Annotated in this window: 29 protein-coding genes; 15 read left to right on the forward strand and 14 right to left on the reverse strand. The window is 54.9% G+C overall.

Annotation, left to right across the window (positions count from 1 at the left end):
• Positions 1–10: 10 nt before the first annotated feature.
• On the reverse strand, positions 11–670 hold the full coding sequence (locus ACPOL_RS13600; protein WP_114207539.1) for a hypothetical protein: 660 nt from the start codon (positions 668–670) through the stop codon (positions 11–13).
• A 271-nt stretch (positions 671–941) separates the two neighbouring features.
• On the opposite strand from ACPOL_RS13600, the gene ACPOL_RS13605 reads away from it, so the two are divergent.
• The 4 genes from ACPOL_RS13605 to ACPOL_RS13620 all read left to right on the forward strand — a co-directional run bounded on the left by ACPOL_RS13605 (position 942) and on the right by ACPOL_RS13620 (position 5,290).
• On the forward strand, positions 942–2,876 hold the full coding sequence (locus ACPOL_RS13605; protein WP_114207540.1) for a histidine kinase: 1,935 nt from the start codon (positions 942–944) through the stop codon (positions 2,874–2,876).
• A gap of 4 nt (positions 2,877–2,880) precedes the next feature.
• Positions 2,881–3,648, forward strand: coding sequence for a LytR/AlgR family response regulator transcription factor (locus ACPOL_RS13610; RefSeq protein ID WP_161557346.1), 768 nt, complete (start codon positions 2,881–2,883; stop codon positions 3,646–3,648).
• A 488-nt stretch (positions 3,649–4,136) separates the two neighbouring features.
• Positions 4,137–4,835, forward strand: a complete 699-nt coding sequence (locus ACPOL_RS33550; protein WP_161557347.1) for a hypothetical protein — start codon at positions 4,137–4,139, stop codon at positions 4,833–4,835.
• Positions 4,832–5,290, forward strand: a complete 459-nt coding sequence (locus ACPOL_RS13620) for an ABA4-like family protein (RefSeq protein WP_161557348.1) — start codon at positions 4,832–4,834, stop codon at positions 5,288–5,290. The genes ACPOL_RS33550 and ACPOL_RS13620 overlap by 4 nt, the downstream gene beginning before the upstream one ends.
• Before the next feature lie 83 nt (positions 5,291–5,373).
• Here ACPOL_RS13620 and ACPOL_RS13625 read toward each other — a convergent pair whose 3' ends face one another.
• From ACPOL_RS13625 to ACPOL_RS13640, 3 genes are all read right to left on the reverse strand, one after another.
• Positions 5,374–5,988, reverse strand: a complete 615-nt coding sequence (locus tag ACPOL_RS13625) for an NAD(P)-dependent oxidoreductase (RefSeq protein WP_114207544.1) — start codon at positions 5,986–5,988, stop codon at positions 5,374–5,376.
• A gap of 150 nt (positions 5,989–6,138) precedes the next feature.
• Positions 6,139–6,666, reverse strand: coding sequence for a GNAT family N-acetyltransferase (locus ACPOL_RS36790; protein WP_236657462.1), 528 nt, complete (start codon positions 6,664–6,666; stop codon positions 6,139–6,141).
• Between the two features lie 449 nt (positions 6,667–7,115).
• Complete coding sequence (locus tag ACPOL_RS13640) at positions 7,116–7,697, reverse strand: helix-turn-helix domain-containing protein (protein ID WP_114210820.1); 582 nt, start codon at positions 7,695–7,697, stop codon at positions 7,116–7,118.
• A 175-nt stretch (positions 7,698–7,872) separates the two neighbouring features.
• On the opposite strand from ACPOL_RS13640, the gene ACPOL_RS13645 reads away from it, so the two are divergent.
• The 3 genes from ACPOL_RS13645 to ACPOL_RS13655 all read left to right on the forward strand — a co-directional run bounded on the left by ACPOL_RS13645 (position 7,873) and on the right by ACPOL_RS13655 (position 9,805).
• Positions 7,873–8,379: a GNAT family N-acetyltransferase gene (locus tag ACPOL_RS13645; RefSeq protein ID WP_114207547.1), complete on the forward strand. Its 507-nt coding sequence runs from the start codon at positions 7,873–7,875 to the stop codon at positions 8,377–8,379.
• A 53-nt stretch (positions 8,380–8,432) separates the two neighbouring features.
• On the forward strand, positions 8,433–8,981 hold the full coding sequence (locus ACPOL_RS13650) for an RBBP9/YdeN family alpha/beta hydrolase (protein ID WP_114207548.1): 549 nt from the start codon (positions 8,433–8,435) through the stop codon (positions 8,979–8,981).
• A 164-nt stretch (positions 8,982–9,145) separates the two neighbouring features.
• Positions 9,146–9,805, forward strand: a complete 660-nt coding sequence (locus ACPOL_RS13655; protein WP_201759220.1) for an alpha/beta fold hydrolase — start codon at positions 9,146–9,148, stop codon at positions 9,803–9,805.
• Positions 9,806–10,287: 482 nt separating this feature from the next.
• On the opposite strand, the gene ACPOL_RS13660 is transcribed toward ACPOL_RS13655, so the two are convergent.
• From ACPOL_RS13660 to ACPOL_RS13680, 5 genes are all read right to left on the reverse strand, one after another.
• A complete protein-coding gene (locus ACPOL_RS13660) occupies positions 10,288–11,145 on the reverse strand; it encodes a helix-turn-helix domain-containing protein (RefSeq protein ID WP_201759221.1) in 858 nt (285 codons plus the stop codon).
• A gap of 107 nt (positions 11,146–11,252) precedes the next feature.
• The gene (locus ACPOL_RS13665; RefSeq protein WP_114207549.1) at positions 11,253–12,320 is read right to left on the reverse strand and encodes a HoxN/HupN/NixA family nickel/cobalt transporter; all 1,068 of its coding nucleotides are present in this window, start codon (positions 12,318–12,320) and stop codon (positions 11,253–11,255) included.
• Between the two features lie 94 nt (positions 12,321–12,414).
• Positions 12,415–13,539 (reverse strand): tetratricopeptide repeat protein, encoded by a 1,125-nt coding sequence (locus tag ACPOL_RS13670; protein WP_114207550.1) that lies wholly within the window; start codon positions 13,537–13,539, stop codon positions 12,415–12,417.
• Positions 13,536–14,744, reverse strand: a complete 1,209-nt coding sequence (locus tag ACPOL_RS13675; protein WP_161557350.1) for a DUF4331 family protein — start codon at positions 14,742–14,744, stop codon at positions 13,536–13,538. Before ACPOL_RS13675 ends, ACPOL_RS13670 begins: the two co-directional genes overlap by 4 nt.
• A 103-nt stretch (positions 14,745–14,847) precedes the next feature.
• Complete coding sequence (locus ACPOL_RS13680) at positions 14,848–15,822, reverse strand: alpha/beta fold hydrolase (RefSeq protein WP_114207552.1); 975 nt, start codon at positions 15,820–15,822, stop codon at positions 14,848–14,850.
• Between the two features lie 434 nt (positions 15,823–16,256).
• On the opposite strand from ACPOL_RS13680, the gene ACPOL_RS13690 reads away from it, so the two are divergent.
• Genes ACPOL_RS13690 through ogt form a run of 4 tightly spaced genes read left to right on the forward strand, consistent with a single transcriptional unit; the run spans position 16,257 to position 18,487 of the window.
• Positions 16,257–17,123 carry an alpha/beta fold hydrolase gene (locus ACPOL_RS13690; RefSeq protein ID WP_114207554.1) on the forward strand — a complete coding sequence of 289 codons (867 nt, stop codon included), beginning with the start codon at positions 16,257–16,259 and terminating at the stop codon, positions 17,121–17,123.
• Between the two features lie 56 nt (positions 17,124–17,179).
• Complete coding sequence (locus tag ACPOL_RS13695; RefSeq protein ID WP_201759222.1) at positions 17,180–17,857, forward strand: isocitrate lyase/PEP mutase family protein; 678 nt, start codon at positions 17,180–17,182, stop codon at positions 17,855–17,857.
• Positions 17,817–17,966: a hypothetical protein gene (locus tag ACPOL_RS36250; protein ID WP_414633348.1), complete on the forward strand. Its 150-nt coding sequence runs from the start codon at positions 17,817–17,819 to the stop codon at positions 17,964–17,966. Before ACPOL_RS13695 ends, ACPOL_RS36250 begins: the two co-directional genes overlap by 41 nt.
• Entirely contained in the window at positions 17,963–18,487 is a 525-nt protein-coding gene (ogt, locus tag ACPOL_RS13700; RefSeq protein ID WP_114210822.1) for a methylated-DNA--[protein]-cysteine S-methyltransferase, read from the forward strand. The genes ACPOL_RS36250 and ogt overlap by 4 nt, the downstream gene beginning before the upstream one ends.
• A 212-nt stretch (positions 18,488–18,699) precedes the next feature.
• Here ogt and ACPOL_RS13705 read toward each other — a convergent pair whose 3' ends face one another.
• Complete coding sequence (locus tag ACPOL_RS13705) at positions 18,700–19,488, reverse strand: NAD(P)H-dependent oxidoreductase (protein ID WP_114207555.1); 789 nt, start codon at positions 19,486–19,488, stop codon at positions 18,700–18,702.
• 121 nt (positions 19,489–19,609) lie between these two features.
• Between ACPOL_RS13705 and ACPOL_RS13710 the strand changes: the two genes are divergently transcribed.
• The 3 genes from ACPOL_RS13710 (at position 19,610) to ACPOL_RS13720 (ending at position 21,134) form a co-directional block, all read left to right on the forward strand.
• Positions 19,610–19,996 carry a winged helix-turn-helix transcriptional regulator gene (locus ACPOL_RS13710; protein WP_114207556.1) on the forward strand — a complete coding sequence of 129 codons (387 nt, stop codon included), beginning with the start codon at positions 19,610–19,612 and terminating at the stop codon, positions 19,994–19,996.
• Between the two features lie 304 nt (positions 19,997–20,300).
• Positions 20,301–20,630: a methylated-DNA--[protein]-cysteine S-methyltransferase gene (locus tag ACPOL_RS13715; RefSeq protein ID WP_275066516.1), complete on the forward strand. Its 330-nt coding sequence runs from the start codon at positions 20,301–20,303 to the stop codon at positions 20,628–20,630.
• A 42-nt stretch (positions 20,631–20,672) separates the two neighbouring features.
• Entirely contained in the window at positions 20,673–21,134 is a 462-nt protein-coding gene (locus tag ACPOL_RS13720; RefSeq protein WP_161557351.1) for a nuclear transport factor 2 family protein, read from the forward strand.
• A 194-nt stretch (positions 21,135–21,328) separates the two neighbouring features.
• On the opposite strand, the gene ACPOL_RS13725 is transcribed toward ACPOL_RS13720, so the two are convergent.
• Complete coding sequence (locus ACPOL_RS13725) at positions 21,329–21,541, reverse strand: multicopper oxidase domain-containing protein (protein WP_161557352.1); 213 nt, start codon at positions 21,539–21,541, stop codon at positions 21,329–21,331.
• Between the two features lie 437 nt (positions 21,542–21,978).
• On the opposite strand from ACPOL_RS13725, the gene ACPOL_RS13730 reads away from it, so the two are divergent.
• Positions 21,979–22,299 (forward strand): antibiotic biosynthesis monooxygenase family protein, encoded by a 321-nt coding sequence (locus ACPOL_RS13730; RefSeq protein ID WP_114207560.1) that lies wholly within the window; start codon positions 21,979–21,981, stop codon positions 22,297–22,299.
• A gap of 589 nt (positions 22,300–22,888) precedes the next feature.
• Here the strand turns inward: ACPOL_RS13730 and ACPOL_RS13740 are convergent.
• The 3 genes from ACPOL_RS13740 to ACPOL_RS13750 form a co-directional block, all read right to left on the reverse strand.
• The gene (locus ACPOL_RS13740) at positions 22,889–24,415 is read right to left on the reverse strand and encodes a pyridoxal phosphate-dependent decarboxylase family protein (RefSeq protein WP_161557353.1); all 1,527 of its coding nucleotides are present in this window, start codon (positions 24,413–24,415) and stop codon (positions 22,889–22,891) included.
• A 63-nt stretch (positions 24,416–24,478) separates the two neighbouring features.
• Positions 24,479–24,940 carry a GNAT family N-acetyltransferase gene (locus ACPOL_RS13745; protein ID WP_114207562.1) on the reverse strand — a complete coding sequence of 154 codons (462 nt, stop codon included), beginning with the start codon at positions 24,938–24,940 and terminating at the stop codon, positions 24,479–24,481.
• Positions 24,940–25,464 (reverse strand): rhodanese-like domain-containing protein, encoded by a 525-nt coding sequence (locus ACPOL_RS13750; RefSeq protein ID WP_114207563.1) that lies wholly within the window; start codon positions 25,462–25,464, stop codon positions 24,940–24,942. The genes ACPOL_RS13745 and ACPOL_RS13750 overlap by 1 nt, the downstream gene beginning before the upstream one ends.
• Positions 25,465–25,501: the final 37 nt, after the last annotated feature.

A 25,501-nucleotide genomic window follows, 5' to 3' on the forward strand; every position in this document is an offset into this window, starting at 1 on the left:
CCGAATAGGTTCAGCGTGCTGGCGCTATGAACTCGCCGATCAGATTCCCGACGGCTTTGAACATGAACGAATTGCTGCCGATGCGGAACGCATCTTGGGGTTCATAGCGACTGGGGTACCAAGCATTCACCGCGGCAAAAGATCCGGCGTATGGTCCTACCAGAGACGGAGCTGAAAATACCGTCCTGCCGCTGGTAGTTTTGGCGGTAAGCGTCGAGATCAAAGCGTGTGAGCTCCGAGGGAAGAACCCGCGGCACTGGCACCGGTGATAGGCAACATCTTCATGGACGACAGCAGCAAACGAATATTCGGTCGTGTGACCAATCATCTGCATGCCGAATCTCCATCCGTAACGTTCGCCATAGCGCTCTGCGCCGGAATCCCACTCTGGCGGGGCAGGCTTTTTCTGATCCAGTCCGGCCCCAACGGCGGTGCTGATCAGCGCCGGCGGACCAAACGCGCTGTATAGGTAATTGCGAAATTGCTGTTTTCCATCTGGAAAGGCGTACGCATCCCTTGCGTTAGCGCTGGGGGCAGATGGCAGATTCGCTGCGGACGTCCCAGCCAGAGTTGGTTCGAGCTGCCCCGGCGTGCTCGATTGTGCATTTGAATCCCCACCCATACTTAGGAAGAGTGCGATGACGATCCAGCGGTGTTGAAGTCCAACCATATAGCCTCCTGACGACACCCGCAGTTTCATCCACGAGAAGGCGCAAGGGTTAGTTCCAAAGTGCAGACGCGGTGAGTTTTGTCACGAACGCAGGAAACGAGGCCCCGAACGAGGGCAACCGGCGACGGGCGCGCCGCCTCAGCCTTCCGGGTCTGCGAGGACCGCGTTGCGGCTCCTTTCGTTGCGCTTACCATTCGGTTTGCCGCGCTGAAGCCTTTTCCAAGCCCTCGAGGGCAGAGTCGTAGGAAACTAGATGTGAGCTATTTGCCTTATGGGCGCACTGGATCAACCATCGACGGCGGGTTTGATCGGACAAACTTACGGGTTTGCGGTCGGAACAGCGTTAGCGACGCTGCTGATGGTGCTTGTCTGGCGGTCGGGAGGAGCTGATCGCCGTTCACGCTTTCTTTTCGTAGCCTGTATCCTGATCGCGGATCTTTCGGGTTTGGCTAAGAACGTTGCGCTGGTACTCTACGTTTCTCCCAAGTCTCCTTTGGCAGGACAGATACGGTCTATCGGTTTTATTGCGGCTGCCATGCTCCCGCTGAGCATCATGACCATTTGGCGAAACAATGCGGTTTTAGGAGTTCGGCGCCTAATTGGCAATGCTCTTGTCATCTACTCGGCATCGAGCGGGTTCCTTATCGCCGCATGTTTGGCAGTTGGAAGCTGGACACCGTCGTACTTGTCGTCCGATTTGATGTCCGGGGTGCTTCTGAATCAGGATTTCGTGGGAAATCTAACCATCTACAACGGGCTGCTGTTGATCCTGGTTGGAGCGATTTTCTTGCTACCGGGAACGCTCGACAATCTGACGGATCGCATTGCGATTTCCCTCATGATTTCCGGACTCTTCCTGAGTTCTGTGAGCGCGGCATTGGATGCCTACGTCTCTCTGCCCCTAGCTCTTGCACACATCATCAGGATCGCCAGATTCCAAAGCATCGTACTCGTAGTCATCGGCTCCCTGTTTTATTTCTCTCGCTTCAGAGCAGCCGACATCTTTGCAAAGCAGGCCATGCGGCTGTTACTCGGCTCAATTCTTGCCATGGTTATGGCTTTCGGTACCCTAGGCCCTATCGCATCCATGAGCCACGTGACAGCGTCTCCGCGCGCTGTCACCCTCCTTGGTGCGGCCATGATTGCCGGGTGCGCCATGCTGCTCTACGTGCGTTTGGGACGATGGACCGATCTCCTCGTTGAGAGGGGAATATTCGGGAAACGCGACACCCAACTTGCAATCCGGGAGTTTAGTGATCATCTTGGCGTTTTGGAATCCAAAGCCATCGTCCTATCCACGACGCAGGCCTTGGCCGTTGAAGTACTCGGTATGAAGTCCGACGAGGTTTCGGTACGGGACATCGATCGCCTGGATGGAGAGCCCAACTGCGTATCGCTTCCAATTCTGCACCAAGGAGACACTTTGTACCTTGCTGTGCCGCTTACGGGAAACAGGCGAATCCTTCTCACTGCCGAAGTTGAGTCTCTGCGAGAGATTGCTCTTCATGCGGGCCGGCGTCTCGATGAATTGGATCGCGAGGAAGAGCGCATGGCGAGTCTCCGCCTCGAAAGCCGGCTGAGCCGACAACTTGTCGAGGCAGAACTCCGCGCATTAAGGGCTCAGATCAATCCGCATTTCCTTTTCAACTCTCTGAATACAATTGCCGCCTTGATCCCTCAGGAACCTGAAAAGGCTGAGAAATTTACGGTGCGTCTCGCAAAGGTTTTCCGGTATGTGCTGCTTCATGCTGACCGTCCACTTAGTGCCATCGACGAAGAGATGGATTTCCTGCGGACCTATCTGGAGATAGAACAAATTCGTTTTGGTGAACGGCTGCTAGTTGAGTTCGATGTGGAAAGAGCCATCGCCCACACGGCGGTCCCGTCCCTGATCTTGCAACCTCTGGTCGAGAATGCGATCAAGCACGGGATCGCTCCGAAAGTTGGTACAAGCAGAATCTTGGTGCAGGCGAAGCGCCGAAATGGGTTGATATTGTTAAGCGTTGAGGACGACGGCATCGGACTTTTTGCGAGCAAGAACCAGTTGGGGCGATCGCTGGCGAGCGCAGACTTTGGCGCGGGTGTCGGCCTGCAGAACGTTCGCGAACGGCTGCAAACAATGTATGGCGCCGCTGCCAATCTCTCCCTCATCAATATTCAGGGCGGTGGCAGCCGGGCGACATTGGAAATTCCTGCTGGAGAGTAAACAGATGCAAATTCGCTCGTTCCTGGCCGACGATGAACAAGCTGCCCACCTGCGCTTGCGGAGGCTATTGGAGGCCTATCCAAAGATTCAAATCGTCGGTGAGGCGGCGAATGGAATTGAGGCGGTGGAGGCTATTGAGAGACTGCATCCTCAACTGCTCTTTCTCGATATTCAGATGCCGGGACTGAATGGTTTCGAGGTATTGAGGGCGCTGTCAAAGGACATAGCCCGCCCGCTGACCATCTTTGTTACAGGCTTCCACGAACATGCGCTAGAGGCATTTCGGGCGCGCGCTATCGCCTACCTGCTGAAGCCTATCGAGGAGGAACATCTGCGAGAAATGGTCGAACGAGCTGGGCATCTTCTCGGTTCGATCTCCTCCCGCGAAGAGGAAGACAGGAACGTCAACCGTTTGCTGGGGGACGATCCTCCTCCTATGGAACAGATCGTCGCCAGAAAGGCGAACCGGGTTTTCTTGCTGGACCCGACAGAGGCGTTGTTCTTTTATATGGACGCTGGGATTGTTCGGGTACGGGTCGAGAACGATACATACTGGGTCAACTATCAACTTGGAGAACTAAACCAAGCGCTTGAATCAAGGGGGTTCTTCCGCGCCCGCCGCTCTTCTCTCGTCAATTTGAAGCGGGTTAAGGAGATCCGTTCAGATCCCCGCGGCAGCTTTGTTCTTGTTATGTGCGACGCGAAGCACACCGAGGTCGAGGTAAGCGACCGACAGGGGCGCGCGCTTCGCACTCGTATCCCCGGTCTCTGACTGGAAAACGCTTGACCTCTGCGCATCGACTTCTCTAGCGATCGCGAACCTGCTCATGCCTTCTTTTGCCGCGCTCATGCTATCGCATCCTGCGATGACACGGTACTGCTTCTCTCTCGAAGCTGTTGTGGTTACTCTACGCCTGAAGCAATCGCTCAGCGAGATATTCGTCTCGCAGTGTGATGCTAATGTTCCGGCGAGTGTGGGTACCTATGAAAAGTGTGTCTTTGAAACTTCAGCGTTGGCTTTCAGCTCTCTGGACCTCTAACCGGCCACTGACTTTCGTTGGCCTATTGATGGTCTGTGACGTGGGGGCTTGCCTCGTAGCCATGATGTTTGATTCTCGGCAGATCACAGGTATCAATGCGTGGATCAAACCTGCAAAATTTGGCCTCTCAAGCGCAGTGACCTGCCTTTCTCTGGCATGGATTGCAAGTTATCTCAGAGATTGGCCGAGAATTCGAGATTGGTCCGGCCGAGTATTTGCTATGTCGATAGCGATTGAGATCATCGTGATTGATCTACAAGCGGCGCGTGGAACCACAAGCCATTTCAATATGGCAGGTCCCATAGATCGGACCGCTTTCATCACGATGGGGGTTGCCATCGCTGCCATCTGGCTCTCGATGGCCAGCATGACGTATGCCCTCATGCGTCAGCAAGTGCAACCAATCTCGTGGGCTTGGGCATTACGGTTCGGCCTCTTGGCTTCTGTCGTAGGTGCCGCTGGCGGAGGAATCATGCTGCGTCAGACACCGGAGCAGAAACAGAATCCAGAGCTAAAACAGTTCGGATCGCATACTGTCGGTGCACCGGACGGTGGTCCAGGACTTCCAATCGCCAACTGGAGCGAGGACCACGGTGACCTCAGGGTGGCTCACTTTCTTGGGCTGCACGGCGTACAAATCATCCCGCTCATCGGCTTGTGGCTGCTTGGCAAGAAGCGACTTTCGGAGTTACGAAGAACCCGCTTGGTATGGCTTGCCAGCGGAACTTACGTCGCATGCTTTGCCCTTCTAGCCTGGCAGGCGCTCAGAGGCCAGGCACTCCTGCAGCCCGATCGAAAGACTCTCGTGGCTGCGTCTCTTCTGGTGTTCGTGGCTGGCGTCACGAGTTGGCTCGAACTGTCTCCAAGAACTTTTCTCGCTTTGCGAACGTGGGCAGAGGTATTGGAGGTACGTTCATGAATCCCAATCTACTATTCAAATTGGCCAACAATGCGGCGTTGATTGGGTGGATATTGCTGATCTTCCTTCCTCGTTGGCGCTGGTCTGCCCGCTTGATTGCTCCGGTTCTGATACCTGTATTGCTCGCTGTTCTGTATGCGTTCTTGGTCATCACGCAGTTTGAGCACGCCCCCGGAGAATTTTCCTCTCTTAGCTCGGTGGGTTTGCTGTTCCAGAACCGGGGCATGCTCCTCGCTGGGTGGGTCCACTATCTTGCCTTCGATCTCTTCGTGGGAAGTTGGGAAGTCCGAGACGCCCAGCGAATTGGGATTGCGCATTACCTTGTCGCCCCATGCCTCGTCCTGACATTTGTCTTTGGTCCGGCCGGCTGGTTGCTTTATGTGATGATCAAAAGCGTAGCGCTTCGCACTATTGGAATAGAAAGCGATGACGCCGCGCAGGCTAGTCTTTCCTGAGGTGAAAGCGGCAGGAGACTCGACGGAACTCATAATTTTCACGGCTACTGCTGAAAGCTTTCCTGCATCCGGTGTTCACCCGACTATCGCAGTTTGCAAATGCTAATGGTTTTTTGAACATAAGCCTGATCGGCAACTAGATCAAGCATGCATGCGGCTACGCTCTTCCTCGATATAGAAGGGCTCACGGCCGGAGGTTCTTTTTCAAAGATCCGATAAGGGGCTACCGATGTGTTCGTTAGCCGCACTAGTCGAACAATTGTCCAAGCGAGGCTAGATGACCCTACAATCTTCTCCATCTGGGCCGAATCGTTCAATGCGTGTCGAGTGAGATAGCGTGGAATTTTTGTCATGAAGCTTCCACCCGCGGAGACGAGCGTCGATGAGAGAATCATGAAGCGCTTGACATTGCTGGTGTTCATAACTGTTATCAAAGTCTGCGCAGCCTCCGTGACAAGATAGCTTTCGTTGAGATCCGGGTGGCCCAAAGTGGACAACACCGCGTCGTTCCCTGGCACAACCTTTTTGAGAATCTCTTCATTGAGTGGACTGCCCGTCACCACTGTTAACCTATTGTCCTTAGTCTTGATCTTATGAGGGAAGCGAACAAGCGCTGTGACCTCAAAGCCCCGCTCCAGGGCTTGCTTTACAAGCTCGCTTCCGGTCTTACCTGTCGCACCCAAGATCAGTAGCTTCATTGAATCCTCTTGTGCATTCGTAGCACGTATAAAATGATCGTTCTGTCATACGGTTGCGACTTGAAAACGGGGTTCACCGAGTTGCAATTCGCCAACCATCTCCATGTATAACCTAGACATTGTGGACGTTTACGGTGCAGGGCTCTCTATTTATGGCTCACTCGTCCTAATGGGAGGGATTAATGGATGTTTTGGCAGAGTCACTGCGCACTTTACAGATGAAGACTGAAGTGTACGGCCCGGCTGGAGTTGAGCGCACCTTGGGGCATTAAGCTCGACCTTGCGCACCCCGGATACTTCCATGCTGTTTCTCGCGGAAGTTGTTGGCTGGAGATTGAAGGAAAGCGCGTCGCGCTCGCGGCGGGCGATTGGGTTTTTATTTTGGGCGGCTCGTCGCACGTCCTTCGCGACTCGCCGAGAGTGGATCGAACCTTCAACCGTGAATCGATAATCCGGCCATGGACGGAAGTCGCCATACGAGGCGAATCCCAGGACTTGGTCATCTTCCTCTGCAATGAATAGCGGGTAACCCTTTTGCTGCTGGGACTGCCACCACAGCACGCGTTCGTCTATTGACGCCGCTTCATCCCGATAGATGGCAGTCGAAGTGCGCAGCAGTTCGTTGTAGATTTCGGTGACGGCGGGAATGTCTTCGTCTTCGGCCATTCGGATTTTCAAGAGCAACCTCTGGGAGACATGCTGTCTACTATAGTCGCTTTTATTCCCCTATAATATCCACACGACGCAAAAGCAACCATGCTGCAAGCGGACGCACGATGAAGACAGCCGGCATCGCCCTGGCTCCAAGAGTTTGGAATCTGCGCTGGCGGGTACAAGGGACGATCACGACCCCAATGCGATTCGCAAGGGGCGGGGACCATTGCCGACTACGAAACAGCCCTGCGTTGCACGGAGTTCTGGGCCAAGTACCTGGGGAGAGCCGCAATGACGGAGGAGTCATTCGAAGTGATGACAATTGGGCAGCTTCTTTACTTGGTTCTCTTCGGGGAACTCGCGATCCGACCTCTGGACGCGACTGAGGCGTTCCAGTCAATCACGAGAAACGGAAGAATCGGCCTCGTGTGCGGACACGGGAGTCCTTTGAGATCAAGTCCGGAGGCCATGGGTCACGGAGCCTGACGCAGCAAAAGAACTAAATAGGTGCAGGTAGTGCCAGATCGATTTTCGTATCGGCAATCCTGAGGCTCGCCTAGTTCGAGGCAGTCCCCTGCACGCAGCAGATGTTCTTGCTTGCCTTCGACAAACACCAATCGTCCCTTCTGTACCCATATGAGATGTTTGGCGAAGCTGTAGCTCGACGCGGGATAGGCCACCTTGGCACCTGCAGGCAGTTCTACTTCCACGAGATCAATCGGAACAGTTGAACCTGGAACCGGAAAGACCTGCCGCCGCACGTATCCACTCTGCGGGTCGCGCCAGGCGAGCCGTTGGTCATGCCTCAGTACGCGCGACCGGTTGGCGTTCTCCGCGCGAGCGAGCAGCGTAGAGATCGTGATGCCGAAGGCGCCAGACAACTTGCCGAGCAACATCGCCGTCGGGCTGCTCTTGCCAGCCTCAACCTTCGCGATCATTGCTCGCGATACGCCAGAGCGCTCGGCAAGTTCAGCCAGGGTCCAGCCCCTCGCATCGCGTTCGCCTTTGATGCGTGTCGCTATAGTTTGTGTGGGATCGTTCGATGTAGTGGGCACCACATTACTATAGCCGCGCCATTGGTGACGAGTCGCGTAGTCTCTGGATTGAAGTTGGGTGCGTACGCGACCGACTATCTGATAGACATGTTAGTGGCTTTTTGTCTACTATAGTGTCGCGCTGCAACCACGCTCAGGACTACTTCTGGTCCAATCTGCTAACCAAGGACTTGATATGAAGGATGTGCGTATCCGAATTCTTCAAGCTGATCTTGATGACCCCCGGATTGTTGAATTGATTGAAAATCATGTGGTAGCGGCGCGAGGCCAGACTGCCCCTGGGAGTGCGCACGCGCTCGATCTATCTGGGTTGAGGTCGTCCGATGTTTCCGTCTGGGTCGCTAACCGCGGCGAAGATGTAGTAGGCACCGGCGCCCTCAAGAGATTGTCCGAGGTCGAAGGGGAGGTGAAATCCATGTATACGTCCCCCTCTGCTCGAAGGCTCGGCGTCGCGAGGATCATGCTTGACCACATCATCGATGCGGCCAGAAACGAAGGTCTCAGGCGGCTTAATTTAGAGACCGGCTCCTGGCCCTACTTCGATCCAGCAAGGGCCCTTTACGCGGCCTTCGGTTTTGTGGAATGCGACCCTTTTGGTGAGTATCGGGAAGACCCCAACAGCGTATTTATGACTTTGAATATTGAAGATAGCCTAGCTCGTGGCTCTTCAAGGAGTCACTGATTTCTCCACAACGCCAGTCCGGCATTGAGGCTATTTCTTCGACGGAGGTAAGAATGACGACATTCATCATGCTGCCAGGAATCGGCGGATCGGGCGAGGATCATTGGCAAACGTTGTGGGAACGGTTTCACCCTTCGATGAGGCGCTTCAACCCGCCAGACTGGGATAAACCAGAACTTTCTGTCTGGTGCAGAGCGCTTCAAGATGCCGTAGACGCAGCAGAGCACCCGATCATCCTTGTGGCGCATAGCCTTTCCTGTCTCTTAGTGGCTCATTGGGCTATGAACTCACGCTCCACAGTAGCTGGCGCATTCCTCGTATCTGTTCCTGATCCCGAGTCGCCCGCGTTTCCCTCGGCTGCAAGTTCATTTAGAGAAGTTCCACGAACCGCGTTACCATTCCGCTCCATCATCATTGCGAGCACCAATGACCCTTACGGCAGTATCGAGTACATGCAAAACCGTGCGCACGAATGGAATTCGGAACTGGTCAACATAGGCGAACATGGGCACATCAATGCATCCAGTAACCTGAACGAGTGGGACGAAGGATACTCTCTTCTGCGCAACTTTGTCCGCGATCTGGGGCTCGGAGAGTCTTAGGACTGGTAATTCGGGATTTACAAATCCGCTCGCTGACCGTGTCTTCCCGGATTGTAGAAGTGGGAGGAACTGATGCGGAACAGCGTATCTGTTGAACTAACCTTTGAGTGCGAACTCGATTGATCCACAATAGGCGGTTTGTCCTCACAATGAGGGAAGCGACCATGGATGACTTGGAACCATTACCTGTTGTTCTTCTACATGGCTTGATCGGATCGCTTGACGATCCGGCTATCGCTGCTGCACTTCACCCTCGTTTGGTATTCAGCCCGTCGTTGCTTGGCTACGGAGCAAATGCCGACACCGCCCCTGCGACGATTACTCTCGCTAACCAAGTGGAGTACGTCGGTCAGCTCGTGAGAACCAAGTTTGGCGACGGACGCTTTCATCTGGTCGGCAACTCCGTTGAGGGCGTGGTGGCAGCATTATTCGCCAACAAACAACCCGAGATGGTTGCATCGTTGATCACCGCTGAAGGTAATTTCACGCTGAGGGACCCTTTCTGGTCAGCGAGCATCGCGCGCATGGATCAGGCCGAGGCAGAAGCTATGCTGGACACGCTACGCATCGATCCGGAGGGCTGGCTAGCCCAATCTGGTATTTCGCCGACCGAGGAGCGCGTCAGCGCGGCGAGGCGACGGCTCAACCTGCAACCCGCTTCTACTCTGCGCGCAATGGGGCGCTCAATCGTCGAGACGACAGGACAGCCTTCCTATGATGCGTTGCTTCGTTCCGTCTTCGTTCGCATGCCCGTTCATCTAATCGCAGGGGAACGCTCACGCGACGGCTGGGATGTTCCAGCGTGGCTGAAGAGCTGGCCGTGAGCTTTGATGTAATAGAAGGAGCAGGTCACATGATGATGCTGGACGATGTGAATGGGTTCGGCCAGCTATTACTCCGTATCATTAAGACCAACGCGCCACTTCCGTTTGTGACGGATGATCGATACACACGCTGATCCTGTTATGGTTCAAGGAACTTCTCAAGGAGATACTGTTCATCTGGGGGAACGACAAGAGCGCACAATCTACCGTTACAGGTCTATGGGTTGACCTCGGATGGAAACCGTTGACATGGGAGGTGTGCAGGTAGCGAGGCATTTGAGCCGCTCCGGCGCTTGTGGTGCCTTCCTGGTTTTCTCGGCAATGCGTGGACTCACGCTTTCAAGCTGCTGAGACGAACAGGCATAGACGGGCGACCAGCCTGAAGTATTCATAGACGCCTCCGCCTCGACTCGCCCATCTCGCTGACGGCGTTCGACCCTAAAAGCCTTCATACTTCGCCGTCTCCCATAATCTCGGCGATCCTATCGACCGAGAGCAGAGTATTTGAATTCCGAAGGCGTTCGTCCATATGCGTTGCGAAAGGAAGAGCTGAAATGACTGTGGCTAGAGAAGCCTAGTTCTAGGCTCAATGCCGTGAGATCGTCGTAACGATCAATCAGGTCAAGCGCCCGAGCCGATCGCAACCGTAATTGGTAGCGATAGAGGGGCATTCCCTCGACTTGTCGAAAAACTTGGGTCAAATAAACCGGCGAACCACGTACCTCGGCTGCAATTTCCGCGAGCGTCCATCGCCGCGCAAGATTGCTTGAAACGACGAGCTTCACTCGGTCCACGAGGCGCTGTTGACCTAGGCTCGACCCGGCCGCGTGACTTGTGCGCGGCCCCAGTGCTCGTTGAACCAGCGTCAACGCCAAGCCTTCTCCTTCCAAGGGTTCGGCAATGCCCTGACGGAGACTGTGACGCAGCAGCGCCACGAGCGCTTGCGTGCGGGCGTCGATACGGAGCTGCTGGCGCCAAAACGCTGGCGTCGATTGGTTGCTGAGTAGCTTGGCCGGCACCATTTCGAGGAGGACGTCCGGACTAATCGCCAGAGAGAGACTTGCGTCGCCTCCCGGGACCGGATGACTGACTCGATAGCCTTCAGCGGCGTTGAAGAACAGTACTTGATTGGCCTCAGCGACGGCTTGACTTTTTCCAAGATGGCGGACATACGTTCCCCGGTACGGAAACACTAGTTCCGTCGCTGTCGCATATTCCTCCGCGCTCGGTCCGCTGCAGGTGCCTGGGCAGTACACGTCGCGGACGCTGACGGTTGATGACCTCAGAAGGAGATCCGCTGAGAACTTTCGACTTGTCTTAATCGAGATGGTCGATTTCACGCCGTGTGCTTGTCTCCCGAATCAAGGATAGCAGCGACCAGTAACTTCATTCGCGAGGGTGCCCTGTTGCTGGCCGTACTCGAAGAAAGGAGTCTAAGCTGGCTATCCTACGCCGTATCCCGAACACCAAGCTCAAGGTCGTCAAACCGGCGCCATTTGTAAATCATGATCGATGAGATCCAGCTCACGATAAAGAGCACGACGATGCCGTAGCCAAGCACGCCGAAATTATTGTTCAGTCTGGCTATTACGTCCCACAATCCGCCTGCCAGATGAAGATGTACCACCAAGAGCCCGAGCGCTTCGATCCCGCCAACGGCAAAAGCGACCACAACCGATACGCAGGTGATCGTCAGGTTGTAGTAAAGCTTGCGAATCGGCTTTACGAACGCCCACCCGTAGGCTCCCAGCATCAGAACGTTGTCCGTCGAATCGATTAGCGACATGCCCGCAGCGAACAAAAACGGAAATACAAGGATCGACGAGATGGAAAGCCCTTTTGAAGCTTCGGCAGCGGAAATCCCCAACAGCCCGATTTCGGTAGCAGTATCGAAGCCAAGTCCAAATAGAAGCCCGAGCGGATACATATGCCAACTCGTTTGAATGAGATTGAACATGGGGCGAAACAGGCGGGACAGGAAACCTCGATTACCAAGGAGCAGGTCGAAATCTTCCGCTATGAAAGGCTCCCCTCTTCGGACTCGCATGAAGCTTCGAAAAACCGACTGAAGCACGACCAGATTGACGACCGCAATTCCGGATAGAAATAGAGTCGATACCAATGTACTGACAACTCCACCGATCTCCCTTATTGCATCAATGCGATGCTGCAAAGCAAGTGCCGCAGCCGCTATCGCCGTGGCGCCTACGATGACGACGGTCGAATGTCCGAGTGAGAACATCAATCCGACCGCGACTGGCTTCCTCCCTTGTTGCATCAGTTTCCGCACCACATTGTCAATAGCGGCGACATGATCCGCATCGACGGCATGCCTGAGTCCTAAACTATAAGCAAGAAAGGCCGTGCCCAACAGCACTGGATACCGATGAAAAGCGACGAAGGCCCAGCACCACGCCGCCAGATTGAAGGTTACTAGCAGGATGTATAAGCCGATCACTTTGAATTTGGTGTTAGCCGGTTCGTCATTGACGAGAGACCGTAGAAATGACGGCATTAGATTCCTTCAAGATGTTCGGGGAACGTGTTGATAGACGCACTTCTAAAAGGCGCCGATTAAAGAAACTCCGTTTGACCGGCTCGCATTCTCCTTACCACTGTGCCAGTACTTTCAGATAAGCCTGAACCATAGGTCCATGATTCAGTAATAATTCACATGCTCGCGGATAACGACCAGTTGCTTCTGCAGCCTTTACCGCCAGAGCTACCGACCGGTCCGTCTGACGATTGGCCAGATTCTGTTCCGCGAGAAGCCATGCTCTTTCCGGATCGTCCCCAGGCCCAAGATAGAACTCCGCGGCATGATCTGCGAATCCCAGAGGGTAGCGGACCAACAGGGATTCAAATCGCTGCCGCGCACGTGAGATTTCCTCGTTTCTCTCTGTCATATTCCCATTCCGAACTTCCAAAACGCCTAAGAGTGCAAGGGCCTCCGGTTGATTCGTCGAACTTGCCACCCGCGAAATCCGTTCTCTTGCAGCAGCATAGTGACCCCGCGTCATTTCAAGTTTGGCCAGAGCTATATTCGCACTTGTGAACTCCGGCACATATGCGAGCGCCTGTTTGTACATCGCCTCTGCGCGTGTCGGATTCTGACCCTGCTCAGCCCACATCAGATCTCGCCCAAAGTAGATCCATGCGTAGGGGAACGGTAGAGTGGTATGCAGACCAGCCAGCGCCGCAGCGTACAAACGATCCGCCTCTGCGACCCGCCCCATCGACGCATAGGCCGTGGCCAGCGCACTTCTCGATGCAAAACTTGGATGATCCTTATGATCTCGCCTGAGTTGTGCAACAACTTCACTTGCGTGTCCTGTTGCGATCAGTACAGAGGCACGCATGGCCAAAATCTGGTCAAGCGGAACACCCCGTTGTTTTGCCGCCTCAAGATCGGAGAGAGCCTCTGCAAAGCGATGCACAGCAGCACGCGTCTGTGCACGCTTCATTAAGTCCTGAGAAGTTGCGAATCGGCTTTCCGCAAGTGTGCTTGCACGTTCGAGGGCGTCGTAATCCGCCAGGAACTCTTCTCTCAGAATGAGCAAGTCTTCGACGCCCGGACTATCACCCAACTCGGCAATCTGTTGATCGAGATTGGCGATCGCAATAATACTCGCAGTGGTGTCCGGCGCGGCGCTAACACGAGTCGTGTCACCTGCTGAAGCACACACGCACGAAGACAGCAGTATGGATACACTGCACAACTGAATGATTTTCATGGCTCCGCCAAAAATGGAAACTCGCTGGTTGAATGATGTTTGTCGTCCTGTTGCAGCCCATCGTCAAATCCGCTGGATGTGCCATTGGTCAGCAAGGATCGAAAGATGTTACTCGCGTTATAGTTGGGCGTTCTGCCTCCGCAGTCTTCGGGAAGCGCTCCAGGCGTGTCGAACGCCGAAAATTCGACCGCAAACAATTGAGTGCAGCTTGACGAGGAAGTGTTCACCCAGATTCGATCGTCGGCAAACAGCTTCGCCAAAGTTCTATGACGCTTGGATGGCTCCGCGTTCTTGTCGGCTAGCCACTGGTTTCCGCACGTCCCATCGAATCCGTCATAAAGGCTCAGATTTCTCTCGATATCCTTCGAGAATCGGCCCCAGCCTGTTCGTGAGACTCGGTTATACGCCTCTCTCCGCGCATAGCTAATGGCCTCCTGGTCAAGCGGGCCTCCGACTAGCCCGTTTTTTATAAGAGGACGCGCCGTGCGTTCGATGGCTTCGCCAAGCGCCGGCACCGCGGGATGCCTATCCATTCCATGCGCAATCTGGGCTGTGTGTCCGTGCGGCACACGGTGCACAGTTCCCCACACAGCGGCAAGCTTTCCTCCAGTCGCCACGACATCAAGATCGATCGAGATCACGATTGCAGACGTCTTCCATCCAGCAAGAAAGTTCGTGGCCGGTCGACCGGAGGTGTGGCGCCACGTATCGAGTATTGCTTGCGCTGTGGCTGGAGTGAAGTTCGGACAGCCCGCGCTATCGGCCGATGTTCCATTCTTAAGAGCAGCACCCGCAACGTTATATGCCTCTCGTGGGCCCTTTACGTTGTTGAAGAATGGATCGTCACGAAGACCGGCGAAGATTCGAAATGTGCGCTTCTCGCTTTCGAGCCCGGCGGCACTGTGTGCATCGCCGCGCACGTAGTCCTTTTTGCCGGCCCAGCATTCAACGTTATTGGCGACATCGAAGCGACACACGATCGTGGTGCTTGCCGTGGTCTTCCCGAACTGTTGCCCACTATCTACATGGAAGACGTACTGAAGCCGATTGGAAAATTGATGCGCAACGATATCCATCACCAGGTTGAGTCGCTTGCCGTCGGACGATGTCCAAGCATAGAGGTCACCGATGTCCGCCGCAGGGTCCGCGATCACAGTGGGCGTATCCAGGTGATCCGACGCGTGCACCTTCTCAAAGCCAATCATGCTGACGATTCCGACAAAAACCAAACAGACGCACAATCGACTTTCGATTGCATGAAGCATACGCATACTTATTCCCTTTCGCGGCGTCGCGGATACGATTAATTCAAAGACTCCAAAGAAATCGGGCCTCTTCGACAATCAGTTCCGGTAACTCTTCCGGAAAGAAGAGCTTGGCGCCCGGTACCTTTCGTTTCCCCAGCGAATTCGCAACGGTGTGCGCGAGATAGTCCGCGTCCGCGGTTGAGAAGATTGTGTCGCCTGTGCCCCACAAGATGCGCGTGGCGACATAGCAACGCTTTAGCGACGCTTCAACCCCCTGGAGAGCGTTCGGAGCGAGAGCCGCCGCGTAAGCGTTGGTCAGCGCTTTTCGCGTGGCTGACTTCACGAGCGGGGCAAGGTAAGTCTCTATCGTTTCATCGCTTAGACGCGAGGGATTCATGTAGCATTGACCTCCCAGCCCTGTATCGGACCGTGCGGCATCCTTGTCTGCAAGCCATCGTCCAATCCACTCGTCGGCAAATTTTCCAGTTCGTCCAAGCTCGATCACTGGAAGCACTGCCCGTGGCGGACTGTCCCGCTCTGTATCGCAGTTGGTGACCAGCAGTGAATTCACTCGATCTGGATAACGTGTCATAAACAGTTGCGCGATCGCACCTCCACTGTCGCTGGCGACAATGTCAACTTTGGAAAGCGAAAGTCTGTCCAGCAGCGCCGCTAACATTGCCACCTGCGCCTGTGGCGCCACACTTTGGCCCTTGGCTACTTCCGTGTAGCCAAGCGCCAGAAAATCCGGGGCAACGCAACGCCGCATCATGGAGAGAAGCGGAATAGCCCCGCGCCATTGAAAACTGTTCAGTGGAAAGCCATGCAGAAACAATGCCGTTGGCCCTTCCCCGATATCGAGATAGGCGATGCGCCCCTGCTGTGTAACAACAAATTTCCTGGCGGCGTGAAACTGCTCGGCGGTCATCTCTTTGCAAGGGCATTCTGCGGACAATATTGCAGCACTGGACGACCTACCCCAGGCTGCGAATGCCGTCGTCGCCGCGCTGACACGAACGAACTCTCTACGATTCATCGACTATCACCTCTTCGCGCTCGGCACGGCTCTGTACTGAAGCCGGCCTCAATCAGTAAGCCACGCAAGAGATGGACGGTGCTGTCGAAATCTTTAGCGATCTTCCACTCTGCCCAGAAGGCACCTCCGACAGGATCCTTCCACAGGTCTCCCACTTCAATCAGTCGATCCCCGCCCCGGACCACACCGAAAAGTCACTAAAGAATGTGACAGCGATATCTGCTGACATCATGGCCTACTGGATAACCGGATCTCGGGCATTGAAGGAGAAGATCATGATGGAACGAACGTGCGCAGCGTGCGACTGCACGCTCGAAGGCGAGCCTATCAAGGTAACAATAGGCGGCAAGACAGTTGAAGTTTGCTGCGATGAGTGTGCCCTGAAACTGAATGAAGCTGCAGCGTCCGTCTCCGCGCAGGGAAGAAGGTGATCCGTGGGGACAACTATATCTTCAACAGTTCGTCGCAACATTGAGTTTCCTTCCGGGCGGATCAGCTATTCGGAGCGCGGGATTGGACCAGTTGCCCTCTTCGTGCACGGCGTGCTGTTGAACAGCTACCTCTGGCGTCATCAGTTGGACGGCTTGTCCGACATTCGACGCTGCATTGCTGTGGATCTGTTGGCGCATGGCGACACGGAGATCATCGAGAGTCAGGATGTATCGGTCACAGCCAATGCCAACATGCTGAGAGAGTTCCTCGATGCTTTGAAGATCGATCGGGTCGACCTTGTGGGAAACGATAGCGGCGGGGGTATCGCGCAAATTTTTGCCGCATTGAATCCTGAACGCGTCCGCAGCATGACACTCACCAATTGCGATACACACGACAATTGGCCGCCTGAAGCATTTAAGCCATTTCTGGAGATGGCAGCCGCAGGTGGCTTGGCCGAAACGCTCGACGCGATGTTATCGGATAAAAACGTTTACCGCTCACAGCAGGCGTTGGGGCCCGCCTACGAAAATCCCGAGCAAGTGAGCGACGACATAATCGAAAAATACCTTCGTCCGCTTATTCAAAACGAACAAAGGATATTTGATTTGCAGCGTTTCCTCGCGGCTTTCGACAACTGCTACACGGTAGCCGTTCAAGATCGATTGAAGAAATTGAACGCGCCAACACTCATAGTCTGGGGAACGGACGATGTGTATTTCGATGTGAAATGGTCACATTGGCTCGCCGACAACATTCCAGGTACGACGCGGCGTGTCGAGTTCAAAGACGCCAGAATCTTCTTTCCCGAGGAACGTTGGCAGGAATTCAACCAGGAGCTGCGGACGCATTGGCAGGCACAACAGTAGAGCGTCAGTTACGTCGCGGGAGTTCCGTAACTTCGCCAGAAGATCGAGGAAACGAGATGAACGGACAAATCCAAAAAGCTGATCAATTTCGTGCACTTCACATCCCAGGGAAGCCTCTCGTGCTTTTTAACGTCTGGGACGCAGGAAGTGCCCGGGCAGTCGCCAAGGCTGGTGCGAAGGCGATCGCGACAGGCAGTTGGTCGGTGGCGCACGCGAATGGATTTGAAGACGGGGAACAGACGCCGCTTGACCTTGCAATCGACAATCTTCGGCGCATCGTCTCTGCGACACATCTGCCAGTGTCTATCGACTTGGAGGGAGGTTATGGCACTACAGCAGATAAGGTAGGCACCACTGTCCGCCTCGCAATCGACGGAGGAGCTGTAGGTTGCAATTTGGAAGACAGCCTTCCAGGGAGCGGCGAACTTCGGACCTCAGTCGACCAGGCGGATCGAATCCAAAGCGCGCGTCGTACAGCAGAAGATGCAGAGATTGACTTTTTCATCAATGCTCGAAGCGATATCTTTTTTCGACAACCGGCCGACCTGCATGACCAGGCAATGATCTTAGAGGCCGTTGAGCGAGCCCACGCTTATGCAGAAGCTGGCGCGGATGGGCTTTTCGTGCCCGGTCTTGCCGACCTCGCGCTGATTGCGCGGGCTTGTGGAAGCTTCGCCGCTTCCCATCAATATCATGTTGGGCGACTTCACGTCGCCTTTGAGCGCCTTGGCTGAGCAAGGTGTCGCAAGAATAAGCTTCGGACCGCACCCATACCTGCTCGCGATGAAAGTATTAGAAGGAGCGGCACGCGAGGCACACCTCGGATGTCGATCCAGCACATGAATCATAGTTTGCGGTTATTCGTCGATAGGCTCAATACTCCGATCGGCCAGATGCTGATCGTCACCGATCTCGAAGGTTACTTGCGAGCCGTCGATTGGGCAGATTACGAGACCCGTATGAATCGTCTTTTGCGTGTTCACTACGGCACAGACGGACTTAGCCTTGAATCGACGCGCGCGCCGAATGGTATGACGGACGCAATAAGCAAGTACTTCCAGGGAGATCTTGCCGCCATCGACACTTTGCCGGTGAAAACAGGCGGAACGCCTTTTCAGAGCGATGTATGGCGGGCCTTGCGAGACATTCCATGCGGAACAACAGTCTCTTACTCGAATCTCGCCAAAGAAATTGGCCGGCCCTCAGCTGTCAGGGCGGTTGGCTCGGCCAATGGTTCCAATCCAGTGGGAGTCGTCGTCCCGTGTCATCGCGTGATCGGGACCGACGGCTCGCTGACCGGGTATGGCGGTGGAATCGAACGCAAATTGTGGCTCCTGAATCACGAAGCCGGCGTTCGGCGATGAAACGACATAATGGAAATACGTGGTCACAAAGTTGATACGCGACTCAACGCGTCGATAGTGTCATCAGGACAAACGCGCTACTTCGCGGTTGACGTCTTCTGGCACAAGCATTGATCGATCCAAATGCCACGCGCGAGACTGAGCGCGGCCTCCGGTCGTCACTTCCGACATTACCCAGAGAGGATTTGCGCTAACTGGTTTGGCAGCCGTCATTAGAGAAAACCCTCAGCATCATGGACATGGGCCAAGATACCGGCTACTCCCGGAGCCACGTGAGCGGCAAGCTGGTGCCGGTCAGGATAATCGCCGTCGTTCTGCCGACGAAACGTTATAGGGATGTCGGTGAAAAGTCCGTCCAGTCGTTTCTTCAATGCCAATTGGGCGGAGGCTACTTCCTCGCTGGTGATGTGGGCTGCCCCATAGATAGCGAATGTGGGAAGCACTTCCATTCCCGTGAAAAACAATGTTCCGTGTGTGATCGGAAAAAGAATTTCCTCCAGCGCGCCATTAATTCCGCGGCTTCCGTAGTCGTAGCTGGGACCGCCCAGCGTGACCGCAAGCATCGCTCGCTTGCCTGCGAAACCACCATCTCCGTAGCGATATTCGTTACCAGCGTCCCTGAACCCATAGGCCAGCCCGTAGGCAAAGACCCTATCTACCCAGCCTTTTAGGATTGCCGGGAAGCCGAACCACCACAGCGGGAAGAAGAAGAGCACAGCGTCTGCTTCCAGCAACTTTGCCTGCTCTTGCTGAACATCAGACGTCTGAGTACCAGTGGAAAAGGCGTACCCGGACTCCTCAATGAAGGAAAGCCTCTCATCATTCCTGCGCGTGGGAAAGTCGTCCGCGTCATACACAGCCTTCCATTGCATGGCATAGAGGTCGCTTTCCAGCACACGATGCCCGGAAGCAGCCAAATGGGTCTTTGCGGTTTCGACAAGAGTGCGCGTAAGCGATGTGGACTCTGGCTGAGCATGGACAAGCAATATGTTCTTTTGCATACGACCTCGATGTTCATAGCTTTGATCCAGCGACGAACATACAGATGCGCCCAGCTCTAGCTAAGGTTCATAAAATGTGATACTTACAATATTGTGTTGTACTACCCCAGAGGATAGTGTCATGCGAACCCGCCGATTCAAGAATTACGAGCTCGAAACCGGATGTGGTGTTGAAGCCTGTCTCGAAGTGATTGGAGGAAAGTGGAAGGGTCTCATCCTGCATCACCTCATGGAGCACGGGACGCTACGATTTAGCCAGATACAGAAGCTGAAACCTGCCTTAAGTCCGAGAATCCTCACATCGCAGCTTCGTGAACTGGAAAATGATGGAGTCATTCTTCGCAAGGTCTACCCGGTCGTTCCTCCTAAGGTGGAATATTCGCTGAGTTCAGCCGGAGAGTCTCTGCGTGGCGTGGTTCAAGCGATGCAGACGTGGGGAGACAGATTCATCATCGGCGCGAACACCCCGGTGAAACCAAACGAGCGCTCGCAAGAGATCACGAAATAGGATCAATCGCACCTCGCCAACATCGTTCCGTAACGCTAGCCCTGCACCCCGAAGAGGCCGAAGAGCCGAAACTCGTTCAGCAGGATCACCTCAATCCACTATGGGATGAAACCTGCCTCCTTGCATGCGGTGTGGCCAAGCTACATATGACGGCCCAACTTCCCTAGCGGAGAACGGACTGCTAGCATGTTGTCTCAATGCCTAGAGCCTCTGGATACTTGCCCGCCTCCTGGAGTCAGCGTCTTGATCGCCTGCGCAGGATCGTCCTGACGACTGTCAATGCGTGGACGGCTGCTTGGAGTGGGTGTTAGAGATTGGCAAGTTCAACCCGACCGATACGTTGCCGGTGAAAACAGGCGGAACGCCTTTTCAGGGTGCGGTGTGGCGAGCCTTGCGAGATATCCCATGCGGAACGACAGTCTCTTACATGAATCTTGCCAAACAAATCGGCCGGCCTGCGGCTGTCAGGGCAGTAGGCTCGGCCAATGCTTCCAATCCAGTGGGAATAGTCATTCCTTGTCATCGGGTGATCGAATCCGACGGCTCGCTTACCGGATATGGAGGTGGAGTCGAACGCAAATTGTGGCTTCTGAATCATGAAGCCGACTTGCGGCGACTTGCCGTTACATACTGACGATCTCATCGTCTAAACTTCATGACGTCCTGGGGGTTCACGATGAAAAACATGTGGAGCGGTACTCTATTCGTGCTCGTTTCGATCTTTGCCGCCGCAGAATTTGGGGTTGCCCAGGTCTCGCAGGAAGCGCACACCGCCGACGAAGTGATCGCCGTGGATAAAGGTTGGACGGCCGCTGAAGAAAAGGGAGATGTCGCTTACGTCGATGCGCTCCTGCTGCCGGAGTACCGCTCCGTCTCTCCCGACGGCAGCACGCACAGCAAGGAAGCGATCGTCGCGAACACGCGCAAGACAACTCCTGAGCGCGCGGCAATGATCGAAAAGTACCTGGTGGATCATCCGACCGACATGGCCGTTACAATCAACGGCGACACTGCTGTGCTGACGTTCACCGCTGTAACCGATGCGAAAAAGCTCATTCGCTCCTGCGACATTTTCGTGTATCGGGGCGGTCACTGGCATGCCTTTTACTCGCAGCATACGGATGCGGAAAAGGCCTGACTGTCTTCGTCGTGGTGTTTTGCGGAAGTCTGGTGGCGGTAATCGCATCAGGGCGAACACCCTACTTTCCTCGTTCCCTGAGAAACGCCCTCCTACTCCGAGTTTGGAGCGTTGCGTGTTACTCGGGAGAGGCGTAGGTCTTCCAGAGTCGCAGCTCGATCGTATCGAGGAGTTCTGACGCGGACCATTTGTTCTCAGATGGCTTCGAAGGTGGCAATCATCCCCATGTCCTCGTGTTCGAGGTTGTGACAATGGAAGACATAACGGCCGTTGAGCCCTCTAAACGGTACGATGAGTTCCCGTGGCCGGTGACAATCGATCGTGATCGTGTCTTTCCAGCCAAGTTCCGCCTCTGCAACATCCTGGCCATTTGAAATCACTTGAAAGTGAACACCATGAATGTGCACAGGGCGTTCCCGGTCGCTGCTGATCCGCCAGAGCTCGTGGTGTCATCGGCGACAAGCGCGTCTGTGCGCCCGGGATCAAAGGGCTGGCCGTTGATGCACCAACCTTTGGAACGACTGAAGCTGAAATGAAGATCTGGAGACACGAAAGAGCTGCGACTAGCAGCCCCTCCCGTGAACGGAACTCAAGCGGGTTTCTTGGCTTTGCTCGTAGATTGCATCCAACACAGCCAATGTGCCAAGATGAACGGAGTCGAGAAAGGGCAGGTCGGTAAGGTAAGCCCGACCACCTTCCGCCAGGAAGGCTCTGTTTGCACACATAACGTGTGTGAACCCGCGACAAGTAGGAGTGCGTCTGCACTCCGATCTTGGGCGGGTTCCTTTTCGATGAACCGGTCGTTAGCGGCTCTCCCAAGAACAAAATCAAAGGAGAATAAGCTATGCCTACGATCGAAGCAAACAGCGGCATCATTACCCAAATCAACGTGTTCACTGTTAAACCGGAGAATCAGCAGGCTCTAGTCGATCATTTGATCGGCGCAGCGTCCGTTGCACAGCAGATTCCCGGCTGGAAATCCATCAGCATCCACAAAAGCATCGACGGCAAGTCTGTCGTGAACTACGCTCAAGCCGAAAGCCTGGAAGCACAGGAGAGAATCTTCAAAGAACTTCTCGAAAAGGGCGTGATCGAAAAGGGCCATCAGTTCGGTGAAGCTCATCCAGGGCTCTATGAAGCGGTCTACACACTCGACAACGTCTAGAGGACTGCAATGGGCGGGACGAGCGTATCGTCCCGCCTAACATCTATCGCTGAACCGGTGGCTTCAATTCCGACGAGCTTCGCTTCAAGGCTGCGCGAAGAGTGGTCCGAGTCTGTCGATGAGCGAACTACCCCGGATTCGCCAGTCGAGATCTTGGCGATTCTATCGAGCGAGAGCAGAAAGTTTGACTGCGAAGGTGTTCGTCCATATGCGTTGCGAAAGGCAGAGTCGAAATGACTGTGGCTAGAGAAGCCTAGTTCTAGGCTCAATGCCGGGAGATCGTCGTAACGATCAAGCAGGTCAAGCGCTCCTTCGCGTTCCTAACCGATACTCGAGAAACACGATCCTCTGTCAATGCGCTGTATCCGACGTCGCGTCACTCCGTTTGCGAAAAGTGCCACCACTCATTCGGAAGGCATTTGCTCGGTAGACATGGCTGCTTGATCTCACGAGTCGGTTTGAGGGGATCGATAACCGCGAAAATCACTCTCGAAGGGCACCGCGCAAGGCCAAGATGATGCGCGCACTGGCGAGGTTGGACAACGGTAGAGAACGCAGCCGCAGCAATACCCGAGACTCATTTTCTGTATTACCAGCGCCCAAACTCGGAGGCGTTTGGTAATTCCGGAACTCGCGTGTGATGCCGAACCCTAGCTCTCAACTGCTTGTGGTCAAGTCTTTTTCTGAGGGAAAGATCGTGCCGAACCTTCGACAGATTGGCGAGAAGAGTATCGATATGCTGCCGTTCCGTTCTGTAGTTCGTGATACACGCGCGTAGAGCTGGCTTCTCGCCGCGCAAGATGATAGTCGAAATCCAGGCACTTCCGGATTGAACCACTGCATCCGCGGCACATTGGTGCGTCGCGATATCCCACTCCTCGTCCGAGGGAGTAAAGCAAACGACGGGAAGCCTAGTTCGGTTGACTACGCTCCAACCACTCTTCTCCAGTCGTTCTCGCAAGAAATCTGCCATTTCAGACTGGTGTCGAAGGATTTCCGCGTAGCCGCTCCAGCCGGTCGTAGTGAGGGTCAAGAACAATTTGAGCCCGATGAATCGTCTTGACCACTGAAGGGAGTGAATGTAGGGGTCGACGACGGCAAGACCTTCGCCCTCCTTGGGCATGTATGCAGTGCTTACGGAGAATATTTTGTTCAGAATCTTGCGATGGCGTGTCAGGAACATCCCAGCTCCCATAGGCATCGAGAGCAGCTTGTGAGGATCGAAGGTAATAGAATCGGCCTTTTCAATCCCTTCCAAAGCGGTGCGCAACTCCGGCACCAGCACCGCCGCTCCACCCCACGCAGCATCGACATGAAACCACAGTCCATTCGCTCGCGCCACGTCCCCTATCGCAGTAAGCGAGTCGACGATTCCGGCCCCGGTCGTCCCCGCTGTTCCAACGATCAGAAACGGCTCATATCCCAGTCTGCGATCCTCTTCAATCATCTGCCGCAAAGCGTCGCAGTCCATTTGCAGCGTGTCGGTGACCGGCACGGTTCGAAGGGCTCCGCGCCCCAGCCCCGCCGTTCGCGCCGCTTTCAGAAACGACTGATGGCTTTCCGCCGAAGCGTAAAAAACTGGTCTCGCGGAAACACCCTGTAGGCCGCTGTCGAGAACTCCCGGCCATCGCTCGGCCAGGGCGCAAAGCAGAGCGGTCAGATTGGCCTCCGCGCCGCCGCTCGTCAGGCATCCATCGGCGCTTCCTTCGCTGAACCCAAACTTTTGCGCAAACGCCTCGATCAATCTCCGCTCGGTCTCGACTGCCAGCGGACTATGACTCCACGCGGCAAGCTGAGGATTCAATGTCGCCGCAATGGACTCTCCCAGAATTCCCATGAATGCGGGAGCCGGATTGAACAACCCAAAATAGCAAGGGTGCGGCGTGTGGACCTGATGCCTCTTCAACTCCTCCGTAAAGCGGTGGAGCACGTCAAGACGCGAACCCGGATTGTCGAATGAGAATCCATCGAGCAGCGCGTGCAGCTCGCCCTGGTTCAAAGCCGGCGCAACAGGCAGCGACTCCACCCCCTCGAAGTAAGACTCCGCCTGCCCGATGGCCTCAGCCCATAGCGTGGCTCGCTCTTCGCGGCTCGGCAATAAAGCGTCAGCAGTCATATACCCTCCTCGTAGGCAATGGGATGAGTCACAAGCCGCCTCGCTGCAATGTCCCAACATTCCCTAAACACCTGGCTCACTGCGATAGAGCTTCCATTGCGTTTGCTCCTTGAAGCCAAACCGTTCATAGAAGAAACGCGCATCGTTGTCCTTGACAACGAAGACGTCTATGCGGCGATGCTGATTTGCTTCGATGACATGCTTGAGGAGCGCGCCGCCTATACCCAGATTTCGCCACACCGGCGAGACCCATAAGTCACCGATATGGATGCCGGCCGCGCCCTCCCAGCTTGAGTAGTTCACGTGGTACGACACGAAGCCCACATTCTCGCCGGAAGCGTTCTTGGCGACGAGCATGTGCAATTCCGGGTCCGCTGAGAAAACATCTCTTTCCAGCGCAGATGGACTAAGACGCGGAGGGTGAGGCGCACCCTCTGAGGCCGCCAATTCATGGAGCATCGACAGGATCGATGCTCCATCTTCCCTCCGCGCTACGCCGATCGTGATGGCTCCGCGATCCTGCATCACTTTTCCAGGGTCAGCCCTTCATCCAACCATCCGGTCACTCCACCAATCATCTCTTTGACAGGCCTCCCGAGCCTCGCCAGCCGTATGGCCGCCTTGTTTGCCCCATTGCAATGAGGGCCTGCGCAGTAAACAACGAAGTGGGTGTGCAGAGGAAACTCCATCATTCTTTCTTCAGAGATGGATAAGACCGGCACGCTAACGGCTCCTGGGACGTGGCCGTTCCGGTAAAGCTGAGCGCTGCGGACGTCAAGAAGTACAAAGTCGACCGCTCCCGACACAAAGGCCGAGTTCACATCGGAACAGTCTGTCTCAAATTCAAGCTTCCGAGAGAAATGTTCAAAAGCATATCGCGACGGTGCTGTAGCAACCTCGAGTACGCGGCTCCTGGAACTTGTCTCAGCAAAGGGTGTTTGGCCGCGGCTCGTCTGGCCTACAGCATCCTCGAGGGTGCAAACATCATCTTTATCGCATCCACACGCACCTGGAGCGAGTTCAGACTGCGGACTTGTAAGGGTTGACATAGTAACTTCCTCCTTGTCATCAAGTCTCTCCGAGGCC

The sequence above is a fragment of the Acidisarcina polymorpha genome (assembly GCF_003330725.1).
Taxonomy (GTDB): Bacteria; Acidobacteriota; Terriglobia; order Terriglobales; family Acidobacteriaceae; genus Acidisarcina; species Acidisarcina polymorpha.

What these genes read in the sequence shown, in the direction of transcription:
- ACPOL_RS13600 (WP_114207539.1), bottom strand. Translation starts at nt 670, where the DNA reads ATGGTTGGACTTCAACACCGCTGGATCGTCATCGCACTCTTCCTAAGT.
- ACPOL_RS13605 (WP_114207540.1), top strand. Translation starts at nt 942, where the DNA reads ATGGGCGCACTGGATCAACCATCGACGGCGGGTTTGATCGGACAAACT.
- ACPOL_RS13610 (WP_161557346.1), top strand. Translation starts at nt 2,881, where the DNA reads ATGCAAATTCGCTCGTTCCTGGCCGACGATGAACAAGCTGCCCACCTG.
- ACPOL_RS33550 (WP_161557347.1), top strand. Translation starts at nt 4,137, where the DNA reads ATGTCGATAGCGATTGAGATCATCGTGATTGATCTACAAGCGGCGCGT.
- ACPOL_RS13620 (WP_161557348.1), top strand. Translation starts at nt 4,832, where the DNA reads ATGAATCCCAATCTACTATTCAAATTGGCCAACAATGCGGCGTTGATT.
- ACPOL_RS13625 (WP_114207544.1), bottom strand. Translation starts at nt 5,988, where the DNA reads ATGAAGCTACTGATCTTGGGTGCGACAGGTAAGACCGGAAGCGAGCTT.
- ACPOL_RS13645 (WP_114207547.1), top strand. Translation starts at nt 7,873, where the DNA reads ATGAAGGATGTGCGTATCCGAATTCTTCAAGCTGATCTTGATGACCCC.
- ACPOL_RS13650 (WP_114207548.1), top strand. Translation starts at nt 8,433, where the DNA reads ATGACGACATTCATCATGCTGCCAGGAATCGGCGGATCGGGCGAGGAT.
- ACPOL_RS13655 (WP_201759220.1), top strand. Translation starts at nt 9,146, where the DNA reads ATGGATGACTTGGAACCATTACCTGTTGTTCTTCTACATGGCTTGATC.
- ACPOL_RS13665 (WP_114207549.1), bottom strand. Translation starts at nt 12,320, where the DNA reads ATGCCGTCATTTCTACGGTCTCTCGTCAATGACGAACCGGCTAACACC.
- ACPOL_RS13670 (WP_114207550.1), bottom strand. Translation starts at nt 13,539, where the DNA reads ATGAAAATCATTCAGTTGTGCAGTGTATCCATACTGCTGTCTTCGTGC.
- ACPOL_RS13675 (WP_161557350.1), bottom strand. Translation starts at nt 14,744, where the DNA reads ATGATTGGCTTTGAGAAGGTGCACGCGTCGGATCACCTGGATACGCCC.
- ACPOL_RS13680 (WP_114207552.1), bottom strand. Translation starts at nt 15,822, where the DNA reads ATGAATCGTAGAGAGTTCGTTCGTGTCAGCGCGGCGACGACGGCATTC.
- ACPOL_RS13695 (WP_201759222.1), top strand. Translation starts at nt 17,180, where the DNA reads ATGAACGGACAAATCCAAAAAGCTGATCAATTTCGTGCACTTCACATC.
- ACPOL_RS36250 (WP_414633348.1), top strand. Translation starts at nt 17,817, where the DNA reads ATGTTGGGCGACTTCACGTCGCCTTTGAGCGCCTTGGCTGAGCAAGGT.
- ogt (WP_114210822.1), top strand. Translation starts at nt 17,963, where the DNA reads ATGAATCATAGTTTGCGGTTATTCGTCGATAGGCTCAATACTCCGATC.
- ACPOL_RS13705 (WP_114207555.1), bottom strand. Translation starts at nt 19,488, where the DNA reads ATGCAAAAGAACATATTGCTTGTCCATGCTCAGCCAGAGTCCACATCG.
- ACPOL_RS13710 (WP_114207556.1), top strand. Translation starts at nt 19,610, where the DNA reads ATGCGAACCCGCCGATTCAAGAATTACGAGCTCGAAACCGGATGTGGT.
- ACPOL_RS13720 (WP_161557351.1), top strand. Translation starts at nt 20,673, where the DNA reads ATGAAAAACATGTGGAGCGGTACTCTATTCGTGCTCGTTTCGATCTTT.
- ACPOL_RS13730 (WP_114207560.1), top strand. Translation starts at nt 21,979, where the DNA reads ATGCCTACGATCGAAGCAAACAGCGGCATCATTACCCAAATCAACGTG.
- ACPOL_RS13740 (WP_161557353.1), bottom strand. Translation starts at nt 24,415, where the DNA reads ATGACTGCTGACGCTTTATTGCCGAGCCGCGAAGAGCGAGCCACGCTA.
- ACPOL_RS13745 (WP_114207562.1), bottom strand. Translation starts at nt 24,940, where the DNA reads ATGCAGGATCGCGGAGCCATCACGATCGGCGTAGCGCGGAGGGAAGAT.
- ACPOL_RS13750 (WP_114207563.1), bottom strand. Translation starts at nt 25,464, where the DNA reads ATGTCAACCCTTACAAGTCCGCAGTCTGAACTCGCTCCAGGTGCGTGT.